We start from the raw sequence: 19221 nt of genomic DNA, 5'->3' as shown, positions 1-19221 counted from the left end.
GTCCGTCGCACCCCGCGCCCGAGCGCGCGAGACGAGGAGCCGGTCTCAGGCCGGATTGGCGATCGCGCCGGCAGGGGATTGCGCGTCGGCGGTCGCCGACCCGCCCGCCGCGCGCTCGGGCCGGCCGCCTGGGATCTCTCCGGGCCTGTAGGGAGGCAGCCGACCGGCTGGAATGATCGTCAGGAGCGAGAGCGCCGCCATCAGCAGGAACCCGATCTTCAGCGCGCGCAGGCGCGCCTCGGTGTTGACCCGGATCGCCTCGTCGACCTGCTCGGGCGTCGCGCTCGTGGCGGCCATGACGCCGCGCAGCCGATCGTTGCTCACGAACGTGATGCTATCGAGGTCGACCTGGGACTGGAGCGCGGGCGGGAGCGTCGGATGGTCCGCGAGGCTGCGCAGGACCGACGAGCTGAGAAGCCCAACGAGAAGCGCCCCCGCGACTGCCGTTCCGACCGCCGCCGCGAGGTTGTTGGTCGTTCCCCGCAGGGATCCGACGTCGCCGGCGAGCTCCTTGGGCGAGGCCGTCACGAGCACGTTGAAGACGAGCGTCACGAGCGAGCCCTGCCCGATGCCGAACAGGACGAGGCCGACCAGCACCGGGAGCTCGCTCCAATCGTTGAACACCACGAAGGCGAGCCACAGAAGCGCGATGCTGCACAGCACGAAGCCGGCCCGGCCGATCTGGCGCGGCGTGAACCGGTCGTACAGGCGCGTGATGAACAGGGCGGCAAAGAACACCGACAGGTTGAACGGCAGCATCGCGACGGCGGTCGCGAGCGGAGAGCGGCCCTGCACGATCTGGATGTAGAGCGGGACCGAGAAGTTGAGGGCGGCTTCGAGGGCCACGACCGAGAACATCGCGTAGACCGCGGCGCGCTCCTCGGGCGAGTCGATCACCTGGAGGGCCAGCAGGGGCGTGCGCCCCGCCGCTTGCCGCCGGTGCGTCCACGACAGGAAGAGCTGGCCGAAGGCAAGCCCCAGCACGATCATCACGGGAGCCGGTGACAGGCCGAGGACGGTGAAAGGCGCTCCCGAGAGGGCGAGGCTCAAGCCCCACCGGTTGAGGTTGTTGAACCCGAAGCTGAGGAGGAGCACGGCCAGGGCGGCGAGCACGACCCCGACCCCATCGATGCCCACATCCGGGCGTTCGCGCTCAGGATTGAGGCGAAAGCTGAGGACGACGACGAGCGCCGACAGGACGATCAGGATGCCGAAGACCGGACGCCACCCGATGTAGGTGCCGAGGATGCCGCCGATGAGGAAGGCCGCCACGCCGGCCGCGGCCCGGGCGGAGCCGAGCGCGCCGAGCGCCGTCGCCTGCTGCCGGCCGCGGTATTCGTTGGCGATGAGCGCGACGAGCGACGGCACCAGCGCCGCGCCCGCCATGCCGCTGATCCCTTGGGCGGCGATCATCAGGGTGGCGCTGGGGCTGAACGTCATCAGGACCTGGGCGAGGCCGAACATCACCGCGACGACGCGAAAGACGCGCGGCGCCCCGTAGCGCTGATTCAGCTTGGCGCCGAGCATCACGAGGCCGGCGACCGCCATCGAGTACATCACGATCCCGGTGGCGATCGTCGTGGGTGGGACGTCGAAGCTCTTCACCATGCCGCCGAGCGCCACCGGCAGGGACGCCACGTTGAAGGACATCAGAACCTGGCCAAGCGCGATGGTGATCATCGGCACCCAGGAGGCGTGTGGATCCTCCCTGGACGCCGAGACGGAGTCTGATACCGGAGTCGCTTGTCCGAGCATGGTCCGAGCCCTCCCTGTTCGGCAATTTCCCTGCGCGGCGGTGATCACACCTCGGGCTTCGACACGAACAGGTCCATGCCGAGCCGGCGGGACAGGTGCCGGGCGACGAGCTGGCCCTTCACGCTGTTGCCGGCGCGGTCGAGTCGCGGAGCGAAGGTCCCGAGGCCGCCCTTTCCCGGCGACACGGTGACGATGCCCCCGCTGATGCCGCTCTTTCCTGGCAGCCCGATCTCGTAGAGCCAGTCCCCGGAGGTCTCGTAGAGGCCGGCCGTGGCCATCACGACGAGGACGTAGTGGCAGGTCTCCGCATCAATGACCCGCTCACGCGTGACCGGGTTCACGCCGCCATCCGCGAGCGTCGCTCCCATCACCGCGAGATCCTGCGCGGTGACGTCGAGCGAGCACTGGCGCGTATAGAGGTCGGTCACCTCGGTCGGATCGCCCGTGATCCGACCGAGACTGCGCAGGAGATGGGCGATGCCGCGGTTGCGGAAGTTCGTCTCGCAGGCGGAGGCATAGACCTCCTCGTCGAGTTGGAGGCGCCGGCCTGCAAAGCGCGACAGTCCATCCCGGATGATTGCCCATTTCTCGTCCGCGTCGGCTCCAGGCACGAGAGCCGTGGTCGCAATGGCGCCCGCGTTCACCATGGGATTGGTGCGGCCGTCGCCCCCCTCGACCGCACCGAGCGAGTTGAACGGCAGGCCGGTCGCATTCACGCCCAGCCGCTCCCGCGCTGCGGCGGCGCCCAGCGCGTCGCAGACCAGCGCGAACACGAACGGCTTCGAGACGCTCATGAGGGTGAACTCACGGGCGGTGTCGCCGACGGCGTAAAGTTCGCCGCCCGTTCCGACGACGCAGATGCCGAAGAGATCGCCCGGCACGCGCGACAGCGCCGGGTATACCGTCGAGACATCTCCGTCCTCGTTCGCCCTGTAGCGGTCGTGGGCCTCCGTGATGAGTGCACGCATCGCGTCAGGAGGCGGCAAGTGTCCGGTCGAGACGTAGAGAGGAGCATCCGACGCCGAGACCACATCGAGCGTGCTCATGGGAGCCTCCGTCATGCGAGCCCGGCGGATGGCGCCCGATCGGAATCGGACATTGCCGGGCCGAGCCTGATCGAGTTTGGCCTTCAGCGTCGACCGCTCATCCCGACCGATTGAGCAACTCTGAGACGCGACTCGCCTGCATGCTGCCCGGGTCACGCGTGTTCGCGCCACCAAAGAATACTCCCTTAACGCAATTTTGCGTCAAGCAAGGAATTTCCTCGCGGTGTACTAAGGAATTTCCTGATCTCCCGACCGGGAAAACACCGAGCATCGTCACCGCCAACCCAAGGCGAATGCACCGCGAAGAATGGGGCTTGACGCCTATGATGTATCATGAATACTGCGTCCACTGCAGGATGTGCGTGCCGATGCTCATCTATGACGGCTGTGCTTGGACGGTGTTCGAGCTCGTTATAGCCTGTTCCGAGAACGTCGCCTGACTTCATCGGCCTTGGGGCGAAGGCGCTTCGCGCGCCGACCAGACATCGCATTCGGCTTCGCCGGGCGACCGCGGCGGGCTCTTGTCCGTGAGGGAGAGAGTCGATGAGTGATCTCGTCTTTATCGCATTCCCGTCGGAAGAGAAGGCGGAGCAGGTTCGGCGGCAAGTCCTCGCACTTCAGAAAGAATACCTGATCGAGCTGGGCGACGCCGTGGTCGCTGTGAAAACTACGGACGGTCAGATCAAGCTCAATCAGATGATCAACATGACCGCAACCGGGGCGGCGACCGGCGGCATGTGGGGCACGCTGATCGGGCTCATCTTCCTCGCGCCGCTGGTGGGGACGGCGATTGGAGCCGCCTCCGGCGCCCTGGTGGGGCGGTTCACGGATGTCGGCATCAATGACCAGTTCATGAGGGACGCGGCGGGCGCCCTGCAGCCCGGCACGGCCGGCCTCTTCCTCCTCGTGCGGCGCATGACCACCGACAAGGTGCTCGCCGATCTGCGCGGCGTCGGCGGAACGGTCATGCGCACCTCGTTCGACGAGACCAAGGAGGCGGCGCTGCGAGAGGCGCTCGCCGCGTGTGCCGCGGCCGCACCACCCGTCACTGCGCCGCCTGCACCGGCTGCGGCGGCGCCGGCCTGAGCCGCGAGAGACAGGATCATCCCGCGCAACGCTTCCAGTCGCCGTTGGACAGGAGCATCGAGATGCTTGCGGTGAACCGTCGCGCCATGCTTCGAGGGGTCAGCCGTTGCGCGGCAGCGGCCGTGCTGGGCTATGCTGCCGTGCCGCACGCCGCGCAGGCCCTGCCGCTGCCCACCGTGGCCCCAACCGGTCCAATTCCCGCCGAAAACTTGATCGAGCAGGCTCAGGTCGTGGTCGTGCATCCGCGTCGCCGACGGCGCCGGGTGTGCTGGTGGCGCAGGGGGCGCCGCGTCTGCGCGTGGCGCTGAGCCTGATCTGACGCGGCGAGGCCGCCGGGCCGGATTGCAGCGCCGTCGCGCCGGTCACGTGAACACCGGCCCGTCAGGGATCAGGGGTCCACGTCGCGCGAGGACGGTTCCGGCGAGATCCTGGATGGGCAGCTCCCCATGACGCTCCGCCTCATCGTTCTCGCCTCGATCGCTCTGTGTCTCGCGCTGAGCGCCAGCTCCGGGATCGCGGCCGCCCAAGGTTTGGATGGGCCAAGACTCGGAGCCGTCGCGCAGGCCCTCGCCGACGCCAGCCCGTCCGTTCGCGGCCTCGACCCGCGGCAGCGGGAGGAGGTCACCATTTTGTCGTCGGCAATGTGCTTTTCGTCTTGGCGCACGAGCTTGGGCACGCAGCCGTCAGCGAATTCGACCTGCCGGTGCTCGGACGGGAGGAGGACGCGGTCGAGACCTTCGTCCCTCTTGCGCTTCTGCACATCGGCAGCGACTTCTCCCCTCGCGTTCTGATCGATGCCGCGCGCGGCCATTATCGGATCGGCGAACGCAATCTGCAGCAGAGGCAAGGGCTTGCGCTCTACGGGGCGGATGGCCTCGACAAGCAACGTGCCTATCAGATCATCTGCCTGATGGTCGGTTCGGACCCTAGGGTCAAAACCCAATCAGCTTGACCGTACGAGGGGCTGCTTCCGACCCCATCCAGACATCCAGACTGCACTCGCCTGACCAGCGCTCCTGACGCAAACCCGCCCCTCTCAGCCTGTGTCAGGAATGTCCGGTTGCGAGGTTTTTCCGGACATCTGATTTCCTGACACGGTATCCTGACACGTACTGTCTCGCCAGGCTCTCGCGTCACGCACGTCAGCTCCGGACAGCCTGTCAGACTGCCTGGAAACGGTCGTTTTACTGAGATTCAGACCCGAGTAGCGGGATGACCGTTCGGGGTGGAAAGCGGGAAATCAAGAGGAGGCCCATAAGCGGACGTTAGTCCGCCCGTCGTTCGAGCGTACCGGCCGGAGAGGTCAGCAGCCCGACCTTCCGGCATCGGTCCTGCAACCAGCGTCGTCCGGTGTTGTTCTAGAAGCGACAGCGGAATTCTCTCCGCTACCGCCTTTCCGTCACGCTGTGCGAGGACGATAGGAGATCCCGGCCGAGCGGCTGAACCTCGGAAGGGCGAAGGTGCTGGCAAAGGTGATCAGGGTACAGAATGCGATGTAGTACGCCGGCGCCGCCAGAATGCCGCTTCGCTCGATCATCATCGAGGCCACCAGAGGCGCGAAGCCCGACAAAAGCGTTACCGATATATTGTACGAGAGTGCGATGCCGCTGAACCTCACGCGGGTCGGAAAGATCGTCGCGACGATGCTCGGCCAGATGCCACTTGAGATCGAGAAAGCCAGCGAGAGCAGCCCGAGAAGTATGACCAGGTGCTCGCTGCCCGACACGATCAGGTTCCAGATCGGCAGAACGAGGAGCAGCACGGTCGCGCCGGCCCGCAGCACCAGATGTCTCGGCAGGCGGTCGCCGAGCCAACCGGTGACGAACAGACCCGCGGAACTGACCAGGAGCGCCGCCGTCATGGCCTGTGCGACGAGGGCGGGGCTGTAGTGGAGCGACTGAACCAGGTACGCCGGCACGAAGCCGTACAGCATGCCGTTGAAGCCGCCGACGACCGCGACGATAGCGGCGGCGGTCAGCACGGCCCGGCCGTGATCGCGCAGCAATTCCACCGCCGGATTGGTCGCGACTGCGTGCATGCGGACGAATTCCGGCGACTCCTCCAGGGTGCGGCGCAGGAGGTAGCTGACGCAGCCGATCAGTCCGCCAAGGAGAAACGCGATCCGCCAACCGTACGCAGCGACATCGCCCGGTGCGAAGACGTGCTGAATGCCGAGATTGACCAGTGTGGCGACCAGAACTCCGGCATTGACGCACAAGATAATGATGCCGCAGGCGAGCCCGGCCCGTTCGGGTGCCGCCTCCACCGCGTAGGTCAGGGCGCCCGGCAACTCGCCGCCCAGACAGATGCCCTGGACGAGGCGCAGCGCGATGAGAAGCAACGGCGCGGCAAGCCCCCAACTCTCATAGGACGGCAGCAAGCCGATCAGGATCGTCGCGGTCGTTGTTGCGAAGAGCGAACCGAGAAAGACGGGTCTCCGGCCATACCGGTCGCCGATCCAGCTCAGCACGATGCCGCCGATCGGCCGCGCGAGAAAGCCCAAGGCCAGCACGGAGAACGATAGGATCAGCGAGACGTACGGATCAGTCGCCGGGAAGAATTGTTTCGCGATGTATTGAGCAAAAATGCCGTATATGATGAAATCGTAATATTCCAACGAGCCGCCGAGGCTTGCCAAGGCGATGACGCGCCGTTGCGCACGGTTGAGCGACTTCGGACTGCCGCCGCGGGACGCCGCATCTGTTTCCGACATCGGTGCGCTTCCTCCAAATCATCGCTGCGCGGCGATTCGTCGATCGCGGTGCTTTTCCAGGCAGACATCGTCATGCCGGCCGCAGCAGATCGGTTGTAGGAGGAGTCTTGCTCGTCGGACGAGCAGCGTTTTCAATCTGCCCGGCTGGTGGACAGACCCGCGTCCTGGTCGGCCCCTGCCGCCAGCCGGGCCTCGATGGTGGCCTTGGCCGCTCGCAGGGGCGCAAGACAGCGCTCGACGCCCTCGTCGTTGCCGATCACCCGCGCCATCCAGATCGCGCTGATGCAGCCGAGCACCCGGTCGCCCTCCATGATCGGCAGGGCCACCGCGCCGGAATGCGGCCAGATCGGTCCGCCCTGCCTCAGGCCGTAGCCGAGCCGCTGCGTCGCCGCGATCACGCGCTCGGCATAGGCAGCGTCCCGCGCCGGGGCGTCCGCCGGATCGTCGGACCTGGCCAGCAGGCCGAGGAGTGTGGCGCGCTCCGCCGCGGAGGTGAACGCGATGTAGGCCAGCCCGGCGGAGCTACCCAGAAGCGGCATCTCCCGGCCGACCATGTTGCGGTCGATCGACAAGGGGGCGACGCGATGCGTCGTGTCGCGGATGATCATCCGGACGCCTTCGAGCGTCGACACGTCGCAAGGCCACGAGATCGACTTCGTCAACTCGAGCAGGACCGGGGCGGCCACGGCCGAGATCCAGTGCTCGTCCTCGAAGCCCTCCGATAGGCCGCGGACCTTGAGGCGCAACTGATAGCGGTCGTCACCCGGACTGCGCCGGATGTAGCCGAGATCCAAGAGCGTCTGCAGCAGGCGGTAGACCGTCGCCCGGGGGACCTTGGACTCCTGGGCCAGCCTGAGCGCCGTCGCGCTGCCGAGGCGGTTGAGGGCTTCGAGCACGGCCAGCCCGCGTGCGAATGAGCGGCTCGCCTTCGGTTGCATCGGCACTGCCCGCCAGGTGGACATATCCAACAACGGCTTTGCGCACCCCGCTGTCAATATGAAAGGTGTCCCGCATCGGCCGGATGCAACGCGGCTTCAGCAGGAGGAAGCGCCATGGCGACGAAAGTCGCGTCTCGGGAAGCTATAGAGCAAGTCGAAGTCGCGATCATCGGCTGTGGTCCGGTCGGGGCGATGCTCGCCAACCTGCTCGGCCTGCAAGGTGTCAGCTGCGTGGTCCTCGAACGCGAGGCCGAGATCTACGCGCTTCCCCGCGCCGTCCATTTCGACGACGAGGTGATGCGGCTGTTCCAGACGGTCGGGCTCGCCGACGCGCTGCTGCCCCTCGTCCATGTCTCCCCGGGCATGAAGTTCATCGACGATACCGGACGGCTCCTCCTCGACTGGTCCCGCCCGCAGGGCATTGGTCCCCAGGCGTGGCACACCAGCTACCGCTTCCACCAGCCGGATCTGGAACGCGTCCTGCGCTCCGGTCTCGCGCGCTGGCCGACGGTCACGATGCGTCTGCGCACCGAAGTGTTCGCGGTCGAGGAGGCTCGGGCCGGCGTCGAGATCGCTTACGAGGATCTCGCGACGGCGCGCCTCGGCCGGCTTCGCGCCAACTACGTCGTGGGGTGCGACGGGGCGCGGTCCCTGATCCGTCGCCTGATCGGTCGGCCGATGGAGGATCTCGGCTTCCACGAGCGCTGGCTGGTGATCGACGCGATCCTGAAACGTCCCCGGCCCGACCTCGGCGATTACAGCGTCCAGCATTGCAGCACGCGGCGGCCGGCCACCTACGTCCGGGGGACGGGCGATCGCCGGCGCTGGGAGATCGCCGTGCTGCCCCACGAGGACGGCGCTTCGCTGACGCAGCCGGCGGCGGTCTACGATCTGCTGCGGCCCTGGGTGACGCCTGAGGACGTCGAATTGGAGCGCACGGCGCTCTACACGTTCCACTCCGCCCTCGCCCCCGTCTGGCGCGCCGGGCGCCTGCTGATCGCCGGCGACTCGGCCCACCTGACGCCCCCGTTCCTCGGTCAGGGGATGTGCGCGGGAATGCGGGATGTCGGCAACCTCGCCTGGAAGCTCGCCCGCGTCCTGCGCGGGCAAGCCGAGGACAGCCTGCTCGACACCTACCAGGAGGAGCGCTGCCCGCATGTGCGGGAATACATCGAACTGGCGGTGCGGCTCGGCGGCCTGATCAACACCAAGGCGATGGCGGCGGCCCTGCCCGACGGGACACGCCCCGGAGGCGAGGCGACGCGCATGAGCTCGATCAAGCCGACCCTGAAGCGGGTGCTGACGGGCGGCTGGGACGAGCCGGCCGGGCAGATCGCGCCCCAGCCGCTCCTCGCCGACGGAAGCCGCCTCGATGACCGGGTCGGCTACCGCTTCGCCGCCCTGGTCGATCCCGAGCTGGAAGCCGCAATGCCGCCCCGCATCCGCGAGCACCTGGCGGCGCGGGACGTCGTCATCGTTGCCGACGAGGCCCCGGAGCAGCGGGCCTGGCTGCGGCAGACGGGAGCCGCCGCCGTGCTGGTGCGACCCGACCGCTACGTGCTGGGCGCCGCCCGAACCGTCCAGGAACTGGATGCCCTGGCCCAGGCCATCTGAGCGTCCTCGAAGCCTCAACATCAGGAGAGAACCATGAAGCTCGTATCCTTCCAACGCGACGGCGGCGCCACCTACGGCCTCGTCAAGGCGAACGGTGTCATCGACCTGGGTCAGCGCTATGGAACGAGGTGGCCGACGCTGCGGGCTGTCCTTGCGGCGGGCGGGCTGGCGCAGGTGGAGCGCGAGTTCCAGGACGCAGCGCCCGATCTCCCTTGGGAGGGCCTCACGCTGGCGCCGGTGATCCCGAACCCGGACAAGATCATCTGCATCGGCCTCAATTATCGCGACCACGTCGCCGAGACCGGCCGGACCGAGACCGAGAAGCCTGCCTTGTTCGCGCGCTTTGCTGGCAGCCAGGTCGGGCATCTCCAGCCGCTGGTGAAGCCGGCGGTCTCGGACGAGTTCGACTACGAGGGTGAACTCGCCGTTGTGATCGGCAAGGGGGGACGCCACATTGCCCCCGCCGACGCCCTGGCGCATGTCGCGGGCTACGCCTGCTACAATGAGGGCAGCGTGCGGGACTGGCAGCGCCACACCAGCCAGTTCCTGGCCGGCAAGACGTTCGCGGGCACCGGCGGCTTCGGCCCCTGGCTCGTGACCGCCGACGAGATTCCCGACCCCTCGCGCCTGACCCTCGAGACGCGCCTGAACGGCCAGGTCGTCCAGCACACCACCACGGACCTGATGATCACGGCGATCCCGGAGCAGATCGCCTACATCTCGACGGTGCTGCCGCTGCTGCCTGGGGACGTCATCGTGTCGGGCACTCCGGGCGGGGTCGGCGTCAAGCGCAAGCCGCAGCTGTTCATGCGCGCCGGCGACGTCGTCGAAGTCGAGATCAGCCAGATCGGCATCCTGCGCAACCCCGTGGTCGCCGAGGCCTGAGCACCGGCCAGCGGCTCCCTCTCCAAGGGCCGCCTCGTCGCGGGCGGCCCTCTTCAGGCTGCAAGGAGACCAGCGATGGATGCAGGACTGACGGCTCTCGGCTATATCGGCGTCCGCTCGACGAAGCTCGACGACTGGAACGCCTACGCGACACGGCTGCTCGGCATGCAGCCGGTCGACCGGGGCGGCGCTGTGCGGGCCTTCCGCATGGACGACCGCAAGCAGCGCCTGGTGGTGACCGGCGATGAAGGGGATGGTCTCGATTTCCTGGGCTGGGAGGTCGCGGATGCCCGAGCCCTCGACGCCCTCGCGGCCAAGCTCGAGGCTCACGGAGTCGTGGTGCGCCGCGGCTCGCGCCGCCTCGCCGACGAGCGGCACGTGCGGGACCTGATCGTGTTCCACGACCCGGCCGGCAACCGCATCGAGGTCTTCCATGGGCCGGCGGTCGCCAGCGATCCCTTCCGACCCGGACGACCGATCTCGGGCTTCAAGACCGGTGCACTCGGCATGGGCCACGTCGTCCTGAACGTGGTCGATGTCGAGCCGCTGCTGCCGTTCTACCGCGACCTGCTCGGGTTCCGAATCAGCGATTACGGCCTCAAGCCGTACAAGCTGTATTTCTTCCACATCAACAATCGCCACCACAGCTTCGCCATGGTCGGATCCGGAAAGTCCGGCCTCCACCACTTCATGGTCGAGCTCTACAGCCTCGACGACGTCGGCCAGGGCTACGATCTGGCGCAGCTGGAGGACGATCGCCTCGCCTATACGCTTGGGCGTCACACCAACGACCATATGACGTCGTTCTACTCGCACACGCCATCCGGTTTCTTCGTCGAGTACGGCTGGGGCGGGCGCGAGATCGAGCCGGCGACCTGGGAGGCACACGAGACCCATGACGGGCCGAGCTTCTGGGGCCACGAGCGCCTCTACATGGAGCCGGAGCAGCGTGCCCGCCTGCGCGAGATGCGCCTGTCCGCGGCCGCTCGCGGCGTGCGGGCCCCGATCGACGTCCCGAACTGCCCCTGGCTCGACGCGGTGATCGCCCGCGAGTGATCCGGGCATCGACGGGTTGCTTGGCGTCAAGCAGCCCACTCGGTCCCTGAGATCTGCGACAGACTGGAAGGGTGCGATCGTGGCGTCTGTGGCGATGAGGGCGAGAACACAATCTGTATTCGTCCCGTGGCGTCCTGGCACCCGGCAACGCTGCGCTGGTCGCACGTGTCGCACGCATCATCGAAGAACTCCGGGGCAGCGTCGCCAGTCCGAGCGGGGCAAGGGCGATGCGAGAGCATTTTCCGACGAAGTGGTTGCCGGTTCGTCGTAGAAAATGCGGCAAAAACAAAGACCTAGAGCAGCGCCCGGTTGCAACGCGATCGGGCGCTGCTCCAGGCCTCAGATCAGGAATAAACCTGTACATCAGAAAATACAAATCATAGAGAATACATGGAAGGTAGCGCTCATGTTGGAAAATAAAAAGCGTGTCCATAAGCTGCCGCTTGTGATCGCGATCTCTGGACTTCTATTGACCGCGGCACACGCGGAAATCAAAGGCACGGCAATCCGGATCGGCGTGCTGACCGACATGAGCGGTCCGTTCGCCACCGCCATGGGGCCGGGCTCCGTGGAAGCCGCGAAGATGGCGGCCGAGGAATTTGGCGGAGCGATCAGTGGCAGGGCCATCCAAATCCTGCAGGCGGACCACCAGAACAGGCCGGACGTCGCCTCGGCGCTGGCCCGCCAGTGGTTCGACCGTGACGGCGTCCAGGCCATCGCGGATGGCGGGACATCCGCTGCCGCACTCGCGGTCCAGGAACTGGTGCGGGCCAACCGGCGCATCTTCCTGATCTCCGGCCCCGGCGCCGCGGACCTCTCGGACCGGGCGTGCGCGCCGACCAGCGTCCAGTGGACCCAAGACTCCTACTCCAGCGCGACCGCAGTGGTCTCGGCGATTGCCCCGGCCAGGAAGGATGCCTGGTTCTTCATCACGGCGGACTACGCTTACGGCCACGCGGTCGAAGCCGATGCACGCGCCCGGTTGCAGGAGCTCGGCGTCAAGGTCGCGGGGAGCGCCAAGGCTGCGCTCGGCACGTCGGATTTCAGCGCGTTCCTGCTCCAGGCCCAAGCATCGGGCGCCAAGGTGCTGGCCCTCAACGCGGCGGGCGGCAATGCGACGGCGATGAAGCAGGCCGCCGAGTTCGGCTTGGCGGAGCAGGGTATGACGATCGTCCCGATGTCGTTCCAGAACGTCGACATCGCCGCGGTCGGCCTGCCGGTGGCACAGAACGATCTGGTGTTGACCAGCTTCTTCGAGGATGCGTCGCCGAAATCCCGCCGATGGTCGGACGCCTTCTTCAAGCGCATGAAGAGCATGCCGTCGCAGATCCAGGCCGGCGTGTACTCGGCCGTGCGCCACTATCTCCAGGCCGTGAAGGACACGGACTCGGACGACGGTCCGACCGTGATGGCCCGGATGAAGGCGACGCCCGTGACCGATGCCTACGTGCAGAACGGGCACATCCGGGACGACCAGCGGTTGATCCGCGACCTGTACCTCGTGCAGGTCAAGGCACCGTCCGAGTCGAAGGGGCCGTGGGACTTGGTGAAGCTTGTAACGACGGTGCCGGCCGAGCAGGCATTCCGCCCGCTGGCGCAGAGCAAGTGCCCGCTCGCCAAGTAATCGATTGGACCGGGCCCAAAACGGGCTGCAGGCGTTCTACTGACGTTGGTCACCGGCGCTACGGCTGCGCATATCTCCCGACATCTGCAATGGAGCAGTATACCCGCTAAGACGATGGTAAAACCCTTCGCAACGCCGGCGCCGTCGGAGGCGCAGGCCAATTCCTGAAGGTGGCAGTCCGCTTCGACATCATGTCGGAGGCCGCCACCCGCACCTCCCGAACAGGCGCACTGAGCAGTCCGATAGCTGCTTGGAGCGGCAATCAGCCTCTGACCTGCGTCCTAACGATCAGCTCGATGCCGCGCCGAAACTCGACCGCCGTTAAGCCGGCGCAACGACACCTGTAGCCGCGCCTCCGACGCCTTGATCTCGTTCAACGCGCGGTGAGTGTAGTGGATGTGAGCTTCCGCGGCTTCACCAGCTGCCTCAATGTTCCCCGCCATGACGCTCTCATAGATCGCCCGATGTTGCGCGCGCAACTGATCGCGCGTCTCTGGTCGGGAAAACAACAACTCGCGGTTCTCAATCACACCTTGACGGAGCATGCCCGACAGCGCCCGCATTGTGTGCAGGACAACGAGGTTGTGGCTCGCCTCGTAGACCGCGATGTGCAGATCGACATCGGCGTCCGCCTCTTCGCGCTGCACGCCACTCTCGTGAGCGCGGTCGATACGCTCCATGCAGGCGGTCAGCCGCTCGCGATCGACCGTGTTCGCGCGTTCGGCAGCAAGGCGCGCAGCCATCCGCTCGGTCGTCGCCCGAAACTCCAGATAATCATCGACCACCTCCGCGTGGGAGGCGATCAGCGCGATCAGCGGATCGGTGATCTCGCGGCCGAGAGAGGCCACCGAGCGCCCGGCCGGCGTCGAGACAATGAGCCCTTCCTCTTCCAGGATCTTGATGCCCTGGCGGAGGGTCGGGCGGGATACGTTCAGCTGCAGGGCGAGATCGCGCTCGGGCAAGAGGAGATCGCCCGGGCTGAGCGCGCCTTCGAGGATCAGGTCCTTGAGGTGACGCGCCGTGCTCTCAGCGACGCTCGCACCCTTGATCGACTCCTGCTCCATCGCGCACCTCCACTCACCGACACCAACCCGGCAGCGACCGCCTGATTGTAGGCCGGTCAAGTGCCATGTCCAGTTGACACCAATGGTAAAATCATTTTACCAAACATCTGCCAGTGGCTCATTGAGGAAGCCAAGGCTTCGGCGCTGCCCAGGAAATGCGGCTTCGGCTCCCTGCGCTCTCACCCTGCGCAGGGGCAACGATCGAGGCTTACCGGAACGCGGCGGATCGAACCATTCATCGGGAGGACCACGCCGTGAGTTGGAACCAAGTCTACGATCCCCTGGCGAGCACATTCTGGTCGACGGCGCTGGCGGCGCTACCGATCGCGGTGCTACTCGGCGGTATCGGCCTCTTCCATCTGAAGGCGCATGTCGCGGCGCTGTTGGGTCTTGTCGTGGCTCTCGGCGTGGCGGTGCTCGGCTTCGGTATGCCGGCTCCCATGGCAGGTGCCACAGCGGTCTACGGTGCCGCCTTCGGGCTGTTGCCGATCGGCTGGATCATCCTGAACGTGATCTTCCTCTACCGGCTCACGGAGCGGACCGGACAGTTCGATATCCTGCGAGACTCGATCGCGGGCATCACGCCGGACCGGCGCCTGCAGCTCCTCTTCATCGCCTTCTCGTTCGGCGCCTTCTTCGAGGGCGCGGCCGGCTTCGGCACGCCGGTGGCAGTGACGGCGGCGATGCTCATGGGCCTCGGCTTCACGCCTCTGGCGGCGGCCGGCCTCTCGCTGATCGCCAACACGGCGCCCGTGGCCTACGGGGCGCTCGGCGCGCCGGTCATCGCACTGGCCGCCGTCACGGGCCTCGATCTGACCGAGCTTTCGGCCATGATCGGACGGCAGCTGCCTTTCTTTTCCCTCCTCGTGCCATTCTGGCTGATCTGGGCCTTTGCCGGCCGCAAGGGCATGCTGGACGTCTGGCCGGCGCTACTCGTGGCTGGCCTCTCCTTCGCCATTCCGCAATATCTCGTATCCAACTTCCACGGGCCCTGGCTCGTGGACGTGGTCGCGGCGATCTGCTCGATGGCCGCGCTCGCGGGCTTCCTGCGCATTTGGCAGCCGTCCCGGCTCTGGACTGAGGCCGACGCGGATGCGCGATCGGCTCCGGCTGTAACACGGCAGACCCACAGCGCGAGCGCCGTTCTCCGAGCCTGGCTGCCGTGGCTCATCCTCTCGGTGTTCGTCTTCGCCTGGGGGACACCCCAGTTCCGCGCCTGGCTCGACTCGCTCTGGGTCTGGCGGCTGCCCGTGCCCTACCTGCACAACGTCGTGTTCAAGGTGCCGCCGGTCGTCGCCAAAGCCCAGAGCGAGGCCGCCATCTACACCCTGAATCTGCTCTCAGCGACCGGCACGGGCATCTTGCTGTCGGCCATCGTCGGCGGCCTGATCCTCGGCTTTGGTCCACGCAAGCTCCTGCGGGAATATGGCCGCACCGCCTGGATCGTCCGCTACTCTCTGATCACGATCTCGGCGATGTTGGCGCTCGGCTACGTCACGAAGTACTCGGGCACCGATGCCACTCTGGGTCTGGCCTTCGCGCGGACGGGTTGGATCTATCCCTTCTTCGGGGCCATGCTGGGCTGGCTCGGCGTCGCGCTGACAGGTTCCGACACGGCCTCGAACGTCCTGTTCGGCGGCCTTCAGAAGATCACAGCGGAGCAACTCGGTCTATCGCCAACCCTGATGGCGGCCTCCAACTCCGCGGGCGGCGTGATGGGCAAGATGATCGATGCGCAGTCGATCGTGGTCGCCTCGACAGCAACTCAGTGGTACGGCGGCGAGTCGAAGATCCTGCGCTACGTGTTCTTTCATTCGATTGCGCTTGCTTGTCTCGTCGGCGTGCTGGTGATGCTGCAAGCCTACGTACCTCCGTTCACCGCCATGGTCCCCTCTGCGTCAGCCGTGGCCATTGCACACTGAGGTCGTTGGGCCGGGAGCGGACGCTTCCTCCCGGCTCCCGTTCCAATCCGGCACCGGTGCTGTGTGCTCGCGGAGACTCGAGATGCGACTGAAGAGCTGCCATAGCTTCCACGATTTCCGACGCATGGCCCAGAAGCGGCTGCCCGGACCGATCTTCGACTACATCGACGGTGCCGCCGACGACGAGGTCACCTGCCGGCGTAACACCATGGCCTTCGACGCCTGTGATCTGGTGCCGAACGTCCTGCGCGGCGTGGGCGAGATCGACATGTCGGTGACGGTCATGGGCCAGAAGCTTGCCATGCCCGTCTACTGCTCGCCGACCGCGCTGCAGCGGCTCTTCCATCATCAGGGCGAGCGCGCCGTCGCTGCAGCAGCGGGCAAGTACGGGACGATGTTCGGCGTCTCCTCGCTCGGAACCGTGAGCCTGGAGGAAGCCCGCCGCATCGGTGGCCGTCCTCAGGTCTATCAGTTCTACTCGCACAAGGATCGCGGCCTGAACCGCGCGATGATGGCTCGCGCGAAGCAGGCCGGTATTGAAGTGATGATGCTGACCGTCGACAGTATCACGGGGGGCAATCGCGAGCGCGATAAGCGGACGGGCTTCTCCATTCCGTTTCGGCTCACCTTGGCTGGTATGATGCAGTTCGCGATGAAGCCGGCCTGGGCGGTTAATTATCTGACTCACGAGAGCTTCAAGCTGCCGCAACTCGATGAGCACGTCGACATGGGCGGAGGCGCGCTGTCCATCAGCCGGTACTTCACCGAGATGCTCGACCCGAGCCTGTCCTGGGATGACGTTGCCGCGATGGTGCGGGAATGGGATGGTCAATTCTGCCTGAAGGGCGTGATGTCGGTCGAGGATGCGAAGCGCGCGGTCGAGATTGGCTGTACTGGCATCATTCTGTCGAACCATGGCGGCCGGCAGCTCGATGGTTCCCGTACGGCCTTCGACCAACTTGCTGAGATCGTTGACGCAGTCGGCGACCGGATCGACGTGATCATGGACGGCGGCGTTCAGCGCGGCACCCATGTGCTGAAGGCGTTGTCGCTCGGAGCAAAGGCAGTCGGCCTGGGCCGCTACTACCTGTTCCCCCTCGCTGCAGCTGGTCAGGCAGGGGTCGAGCGCGCGCTCGAACTGATGCGGTCTGAGATTGAGAGGGACATGAGACTGATGGGATGTGCGTCCATTGATCAGCTGACACGAAGCAGCCTTCGCTTTTCCTGAAATCTATAACCGATTTATCCTAACAGCCCATAAGTTCAAGGCAGAGTTATATTTCCGACAGGCCTGCACTTGCTCAACCACTCAGCGAAAGCGTCTATTTACCCCGGCACTATCAGATACTCTGGTTCCATAGGCCGCCCTTATGCCCACGGGCAGCCCTCGCGCGCGCAAGGGCGAGCACAACCGCGGATCAGGCAAGAGCAACCAGCGGGGTCAATCCCATCCGGCCGAGCTTGGACTACAAAGTCGGCTCAGCAGCAAACGGCGGGGGGACGTTCTCATGGTCGACAGCTCGTTCCGCTGCGCGCTGCCCCCAGCCCTGGTCGTCGCTCCACCGCCGCCCGTTCCGGTTGTTACCGACGACGTCGAGCAGGTGTTGCGGCGCTTCGCGGACCTGAGCGCCCGGGCGCAGCGGCAAGGCGAGCCCGAGCTGGCGGTCGTGATTGATCGTGCCGGATTGCGGGCTGCCGCCGCGCGGTTGAGACGGTTGAGTTGATCCTATCGGCAGGCGCGGTCGAGCTTGAAGCCGTGCGGCCCGCTCAGCCCGGAGAAGTGGCAGCCGCCGAACTTGCCCTCGAAGCCGTAGGCGTTCTTCCCGGTCTTCCAGGTGGAGCCCCCGCCCCCCTTCCACTGCGCGCTGCGGCGGCCGACGGGCCGGACCGGATTGCGCACGGTCGGCGGCGCCTGAACTACCTCACGGCGCGGGGCCTCAACCCGGCTCGGCGCGGGGGCCGGAGCGGGAGCGGGCACCGCTTCGCTGATGGCGGGCTGCACCTCGGGCGCCGGCGCGGCCTGCGCCAGCTGCTGAGGTTGGATGGAGATCAGGGCGGGTCTCGGCGCGGTCACGTAGCTCTGGCTCGAGGTGTCGGCCCTGGGCAGGTCAATCACCCGGGGCGCGGGCCGCTCGCTGGCGTCGGTCTGCGTCAGGGGGGCGAGGGTCCTGACCTCGGCATAGCGCGTGGCGGACCGCACGGGTGCTGTCTGGGCCGCCATCGGGGCCGGCTGCACGAGGGCCACGCCCGGGGCCGCAGACACGGAGGGGGACATGATGAGGCCGGCGTGGGCGACGGACGCCAGTCCTACACTGAAGACCGCAGCGGTGGCGAGCGAGCGTTTGATCATCGTGGCCTCCCTTGTCCGCTACGGGCGCTTCGCCCTTCAAGACGAAGCCTCCATCGCACGAGGAGGGCCGGGACGACGTGCTCGGACGCACTCGATGATCGGTGCGTGGCGGCCGGGCATGAGTGTTCGCGAGCCCCACCCGGCCGCCGGCGGAGTGACCGGGTTTGCGACACGCCCGCCTCGCGCGCGACGAACCGCCATTCGGATCGTCGGACCCTGCGGCCGCCGGTTCCAGCCCGGCGTCATGATGCCGTGGACTTCACCGACGCTGTGCGGCCCGTCGTGGTGGTGGATCCGGATGTGGGAGCCGAACCGCCCGCGACGGCGGCGACCTCGTCGGGCCTCAGGGTCACCGGCCTGCGGGCGGGATCGGCCGTTGGGGTCTGGTCGGCCGTCGGGGCGGCCGAGGACGCGCGAGCGGAATCAGACTTGGCCATGACCCAAGCATCCTTCAAATGGATGGTCTGCACGCGTACCGTTCTGGGCGCGAATATGCGGACGATCGGCTTCAATTAGTCGCCGATTCAGGGCGAGTGTCAAGCAATCGTCTGTACCGAGGGGCGGCTCTCCTCCGCCGAGGATCGGCGCGGCAGGATCATGGGCACGAGATCCTGCCGCGCTGGATCTCACTTCTTCACGGAACCCTTGATCTCGGCTCCCGAGCATACCAGGGTCCCGCGGGAATCGTAGTGGCATTCCCCGCCCTTGTCCCCTCCGCTCACCAGGTCGAGCTGGTCTGCCGGCAGCGGCGCCAGCGCGAGGGCCGGGCGGGACTTCTTGTTCGACTTCAGCATCGCAAGCATTGTCATCTCCGTCGTTTGACTGAGTCTTGAGTGGGTTCATGGTCAGTGGGGTCGCGCGATCCTCGCCCGCCGGGGCGGTCCCGGAATAAAGGGCGATCACGCGGCATGAGCGGGCACGGCCCGGATCCTCACTTCGACGAGCACTTCTCCAGGCAGGCGAGGGTGCCGGCCCGAGTCGTCTCATTGCCGCAGCGGGAGACACAGGACAGCGTGTCGGAAGCCTTGTCGCCCCCCGAGATCGCCGACACCTCGGCACGCGACAGGGCGCGGAGGGTCTTGGTGGAACACTTGGACTTGTTCAGGAAGAAGGTCATGGTCAGCATCCTTTCTAGTATCGGAGTCAACGCTTACAGTTTTACGCGGCA

18 protein-coding genes and 1 pseudogene are annotated in these 19221 nt (G+C 66.6%); 11 read left to right on the top strand and 8 right to left on the bottom strand.

All coding sequences use genetic code 11. The features are described from left to right. Positions 1-45: 45 nt before the first annotated feature. A complete protein-coding gene (locus tag ACW9J6_RS00615; RefSeq protein ID WP_457114724.1) occupies positions 46-1680 on the bottom strand; it encodes an MFS transporter in 1635 nt (544 codons plus the stop codon). A gap of 119 nt (positions 1681-1799) precedes the next feature. Continuing rightward, positions 1800-2801: a glutaminase A gene (glsA, locus tag ACW9J6_RS00610; RefSeq protein WP_457114480.1), complete on the bottom strand. Its 1002-nt coding sequence runs from the start codon at positions 2799-2801 to the stop codon at positions 1800-1802. A 543-nt stretch (positions 2802-3344) separates the two neighbouring features. Here glsA and ACW9J6_RS00605 point away from each other — a divergent pair. Then, the gene (locus ACW9J6_RS00605) at positions 3345-3887 is read left to right on the top strand and encodes a DUF1269 domain-containing protein (RefSeq protein ID WP_457114479.1); all 543 of its coding nucleotides are present in this window, start codon (positions 3345-3347) and stop codon (positions 3885-3887) included. 484 nt (positions 3888-4371) lie between these two features. After that, positions 4372-4839, top strand: coding sequence for a DUF4344 domain-containing metallopeptidase (locus tag ACW9J6_RS00600; RefSeq protein ID WP_457114478.1), 468 nt, complete (start codon positions 4372-4374; stop codon positions 4837-4839). Positions 4840-5286: 447 nt separating this feature from the next. Here ACW9J6_RS00600 and ACW9J6_RS00595 read toward each other — a convergent pair whose 3' ends face one another. Next, positions 5287-6600 (bottom strand): MFS transporter, encoded by a 1314-nt coding sequence (locus ACW9J6_RS00595; protein ID WP_457114477.1) that lies wholly within the window; start codon positions 6598-6600, stop codon positions 5287-5289. Positions 6601-6731: 131 nt separating this feature from the next. Beyond that, entirely contained in the window at positions 6732-7538 is an 807-nt protein-coding gene (locus ACW9J6_RS00590) for a helix-turn-helix domain-containing protein (protein WP_457114476.1), read from the bottom strand. A gap of 114 nt (positions 7539-7652) precedes the next feature. Between ACW9J6_RS00590 and mhpA the strand changes: the two genes are divergently transcribed. The 5 genes and pseudogenes from mhpA (at position 7653) to ACW9J6_RS00565 (ending at position 12717) form a co-directional block, all read left to right on the top strand. Further along, the gene (gene mhpA / locus ACW9J6_RS00585; protein WP_457114475.1) at positions 7653-9152 is read left to right on the top strand and encodes a bifunctional 3-(3-hydroxy-phenyl)propionate/3-hydroxycinnamic acid hydroxylase MhpA; all 1500 of its coding nucleotides are present in this window, start codon (positions 7653-7655) and stop codon (positions 9150-9152) included. A 33-nt stretch (positions 9153-9185) separates the two neighbouring features. After that, complete coding sequence (locus ACW9J6_RS00580; RefSeq protein ID WP_457114474.1) at positions 9186-10037, top strand: fumarylacetoacetate hydrolase family protein; 852 nt, start codon at positions 9186-9188, stop codon at positions 10035-10037. A 75-nt stretch (positions 10038-10112) separates the two neighbouring features. Then, complete coding sequence (locus ACW9J6_RS00575; protein ID WP_457114473.1) at positions 10113-11093, top strand: VOC family protein; 981 nt, start codon at positions 10113-10115, stop codon at positions 11091-11093. Positions 11094-11203: 110 nt separating this feature from the next. Further along, positions 11204-11476 (top strand): annotated as a pseudogene (locus ACW9J6_RS00570) (3-keto-5-aminohexanoate cleavage protein); the annotation flags it as partial. A gap of 23 nt (positions 11477-11499) precedes the next feature. Next, a complete protein-coding gene (locus tag ACW9J6_RS00565; protein WP_457114472.1) occupies positions 11500-12717 on the top strand; it encodes an ABC transporter substrate-binding protein in 1218 nt (405 codons plus the stop codon). A 281-nt stretch (positions 12718-12998) separates the two neighbouring features. Here ACW9J6_RS00565 and ACW9J6_RS00560 read toward each other — a convergent pair whose 3' ends face one another. Beyond that, on the bottom strand, positions 12999-13781 hold the full coding sequence (locus ACW9J6_RS00560; RefSeq protein ID WP_457114471.1) for an FCD domain-containing protein: 783 nt from the start codon (positions 13779-13781) through the stop codon (positions 12999-13001). 254 nt (positions 13782-14035) lie between these two features. Here ACW9J6_RS00560 and ACW9J6_RS00555 point away from each other — a divergent pair, with 254 nt between their 5' ends. The 3 genes from ACW9J6_RS00555 (at position 14036) to ACW9J6_RS00545 (ending at position 17427) form a co-directional block, all read left to right on the top strand. Further along, positions 14036-15703, top strand: coding sequence for an L-lactate permease (locus ACW9J6_RS00555; protein WP_457114470.1), 1668 nt, complete (start codon positions 14036-14038; stop codon positions 15701-15703). A gap of 82 nt (positions 15704-15785) precedes the next feature. Then, complete coding sequence (locus tag ACW9J6_RS00550; protein ID WP_457114469.1) at positions 15786-16931, top strand: alpha-hydroxy acid oxidase; 1146 nt, start codon at positions 15786-15788, stop codon at positions 16929-16931. A gap of 280 nt (positions 16932-17211) precedes the next feature. Then, positions 17212-17427, top strand: coding sequence for a hypothetical protein (locus ACW9J6_RS00545; protein WP_457114468.1), 216 nt, complete (start codon positions 17212-17214; stop codon positions 17425-17427). A 2-nt stretch (positions 17428-17429) separates the two neighbouring features. Here the strand turns inward: ACW9J6_RS00545 and ACW9J6_RS00540 are convergent, their stop codons facing one another. Then, the gene (locus tag ACW9J6_RS00540) at positions 17430-18053 is read right to left on the bottom strand and encodes a translation initiation factor IF-2 (protein WP_457114467.1); all 624 of its coding nucleotides are present in this window, start codon (positions 18051-18053) and stop codon (positions 17430-17432) included. Between the two features lie 252 nt (positions 18054-18305). Between ACW9J6_RS00540 and ACW9J6_RS00535 the strand changes: the two genes are divergently transcribed. Next, positions 18306-18569 (top strand): hypothetical protein, encoded by a 264-nt coding sequence (locus ACW9J6_RS00535; RefSeq protein ID WP_457114466.1) that lies wholly within the window; start codon positions 18306-18308, stop codon positions 18567-18569. A 110-nt stretch (positions 18570-18679) separates the two neighbouring features. Here ACW9J6_RS00535 and ACW9J6_RS00530 read toward each other — a convergent pair whose 3' ends face one another. After that, positions 18680-18856: a hypothetical protein gene (locus tag ACW9J6_RS00530; protein ID WP_457114465.1), complete on the bottom strand. Its 177-nt coding sequence runs from the start codon at positions 18854-18856 to the stop codon at positions 18680-18682. Positions 18857-18984: 128 nt separating this feature from the next. Next, a complete protein-coding gene (locus tag ACW9J6_RS00525) occupies positions 18985-19170 on the bottom strand; it encodes a hypothetical protein (protein ID WP_457114464.1) in 186 nt (61 codons plus the stop codon). Positions 19171-19221: the final 51 nt, after the last annotated feature.

This window comes from Methylobacterium sp. JK268, assembly GCF_054052225.1.
The sequence above is the reverse complement of the archived record's forward strand: the minus strand, read 5'-3'. Positions and strand labels throughout refer to the sequence as shown.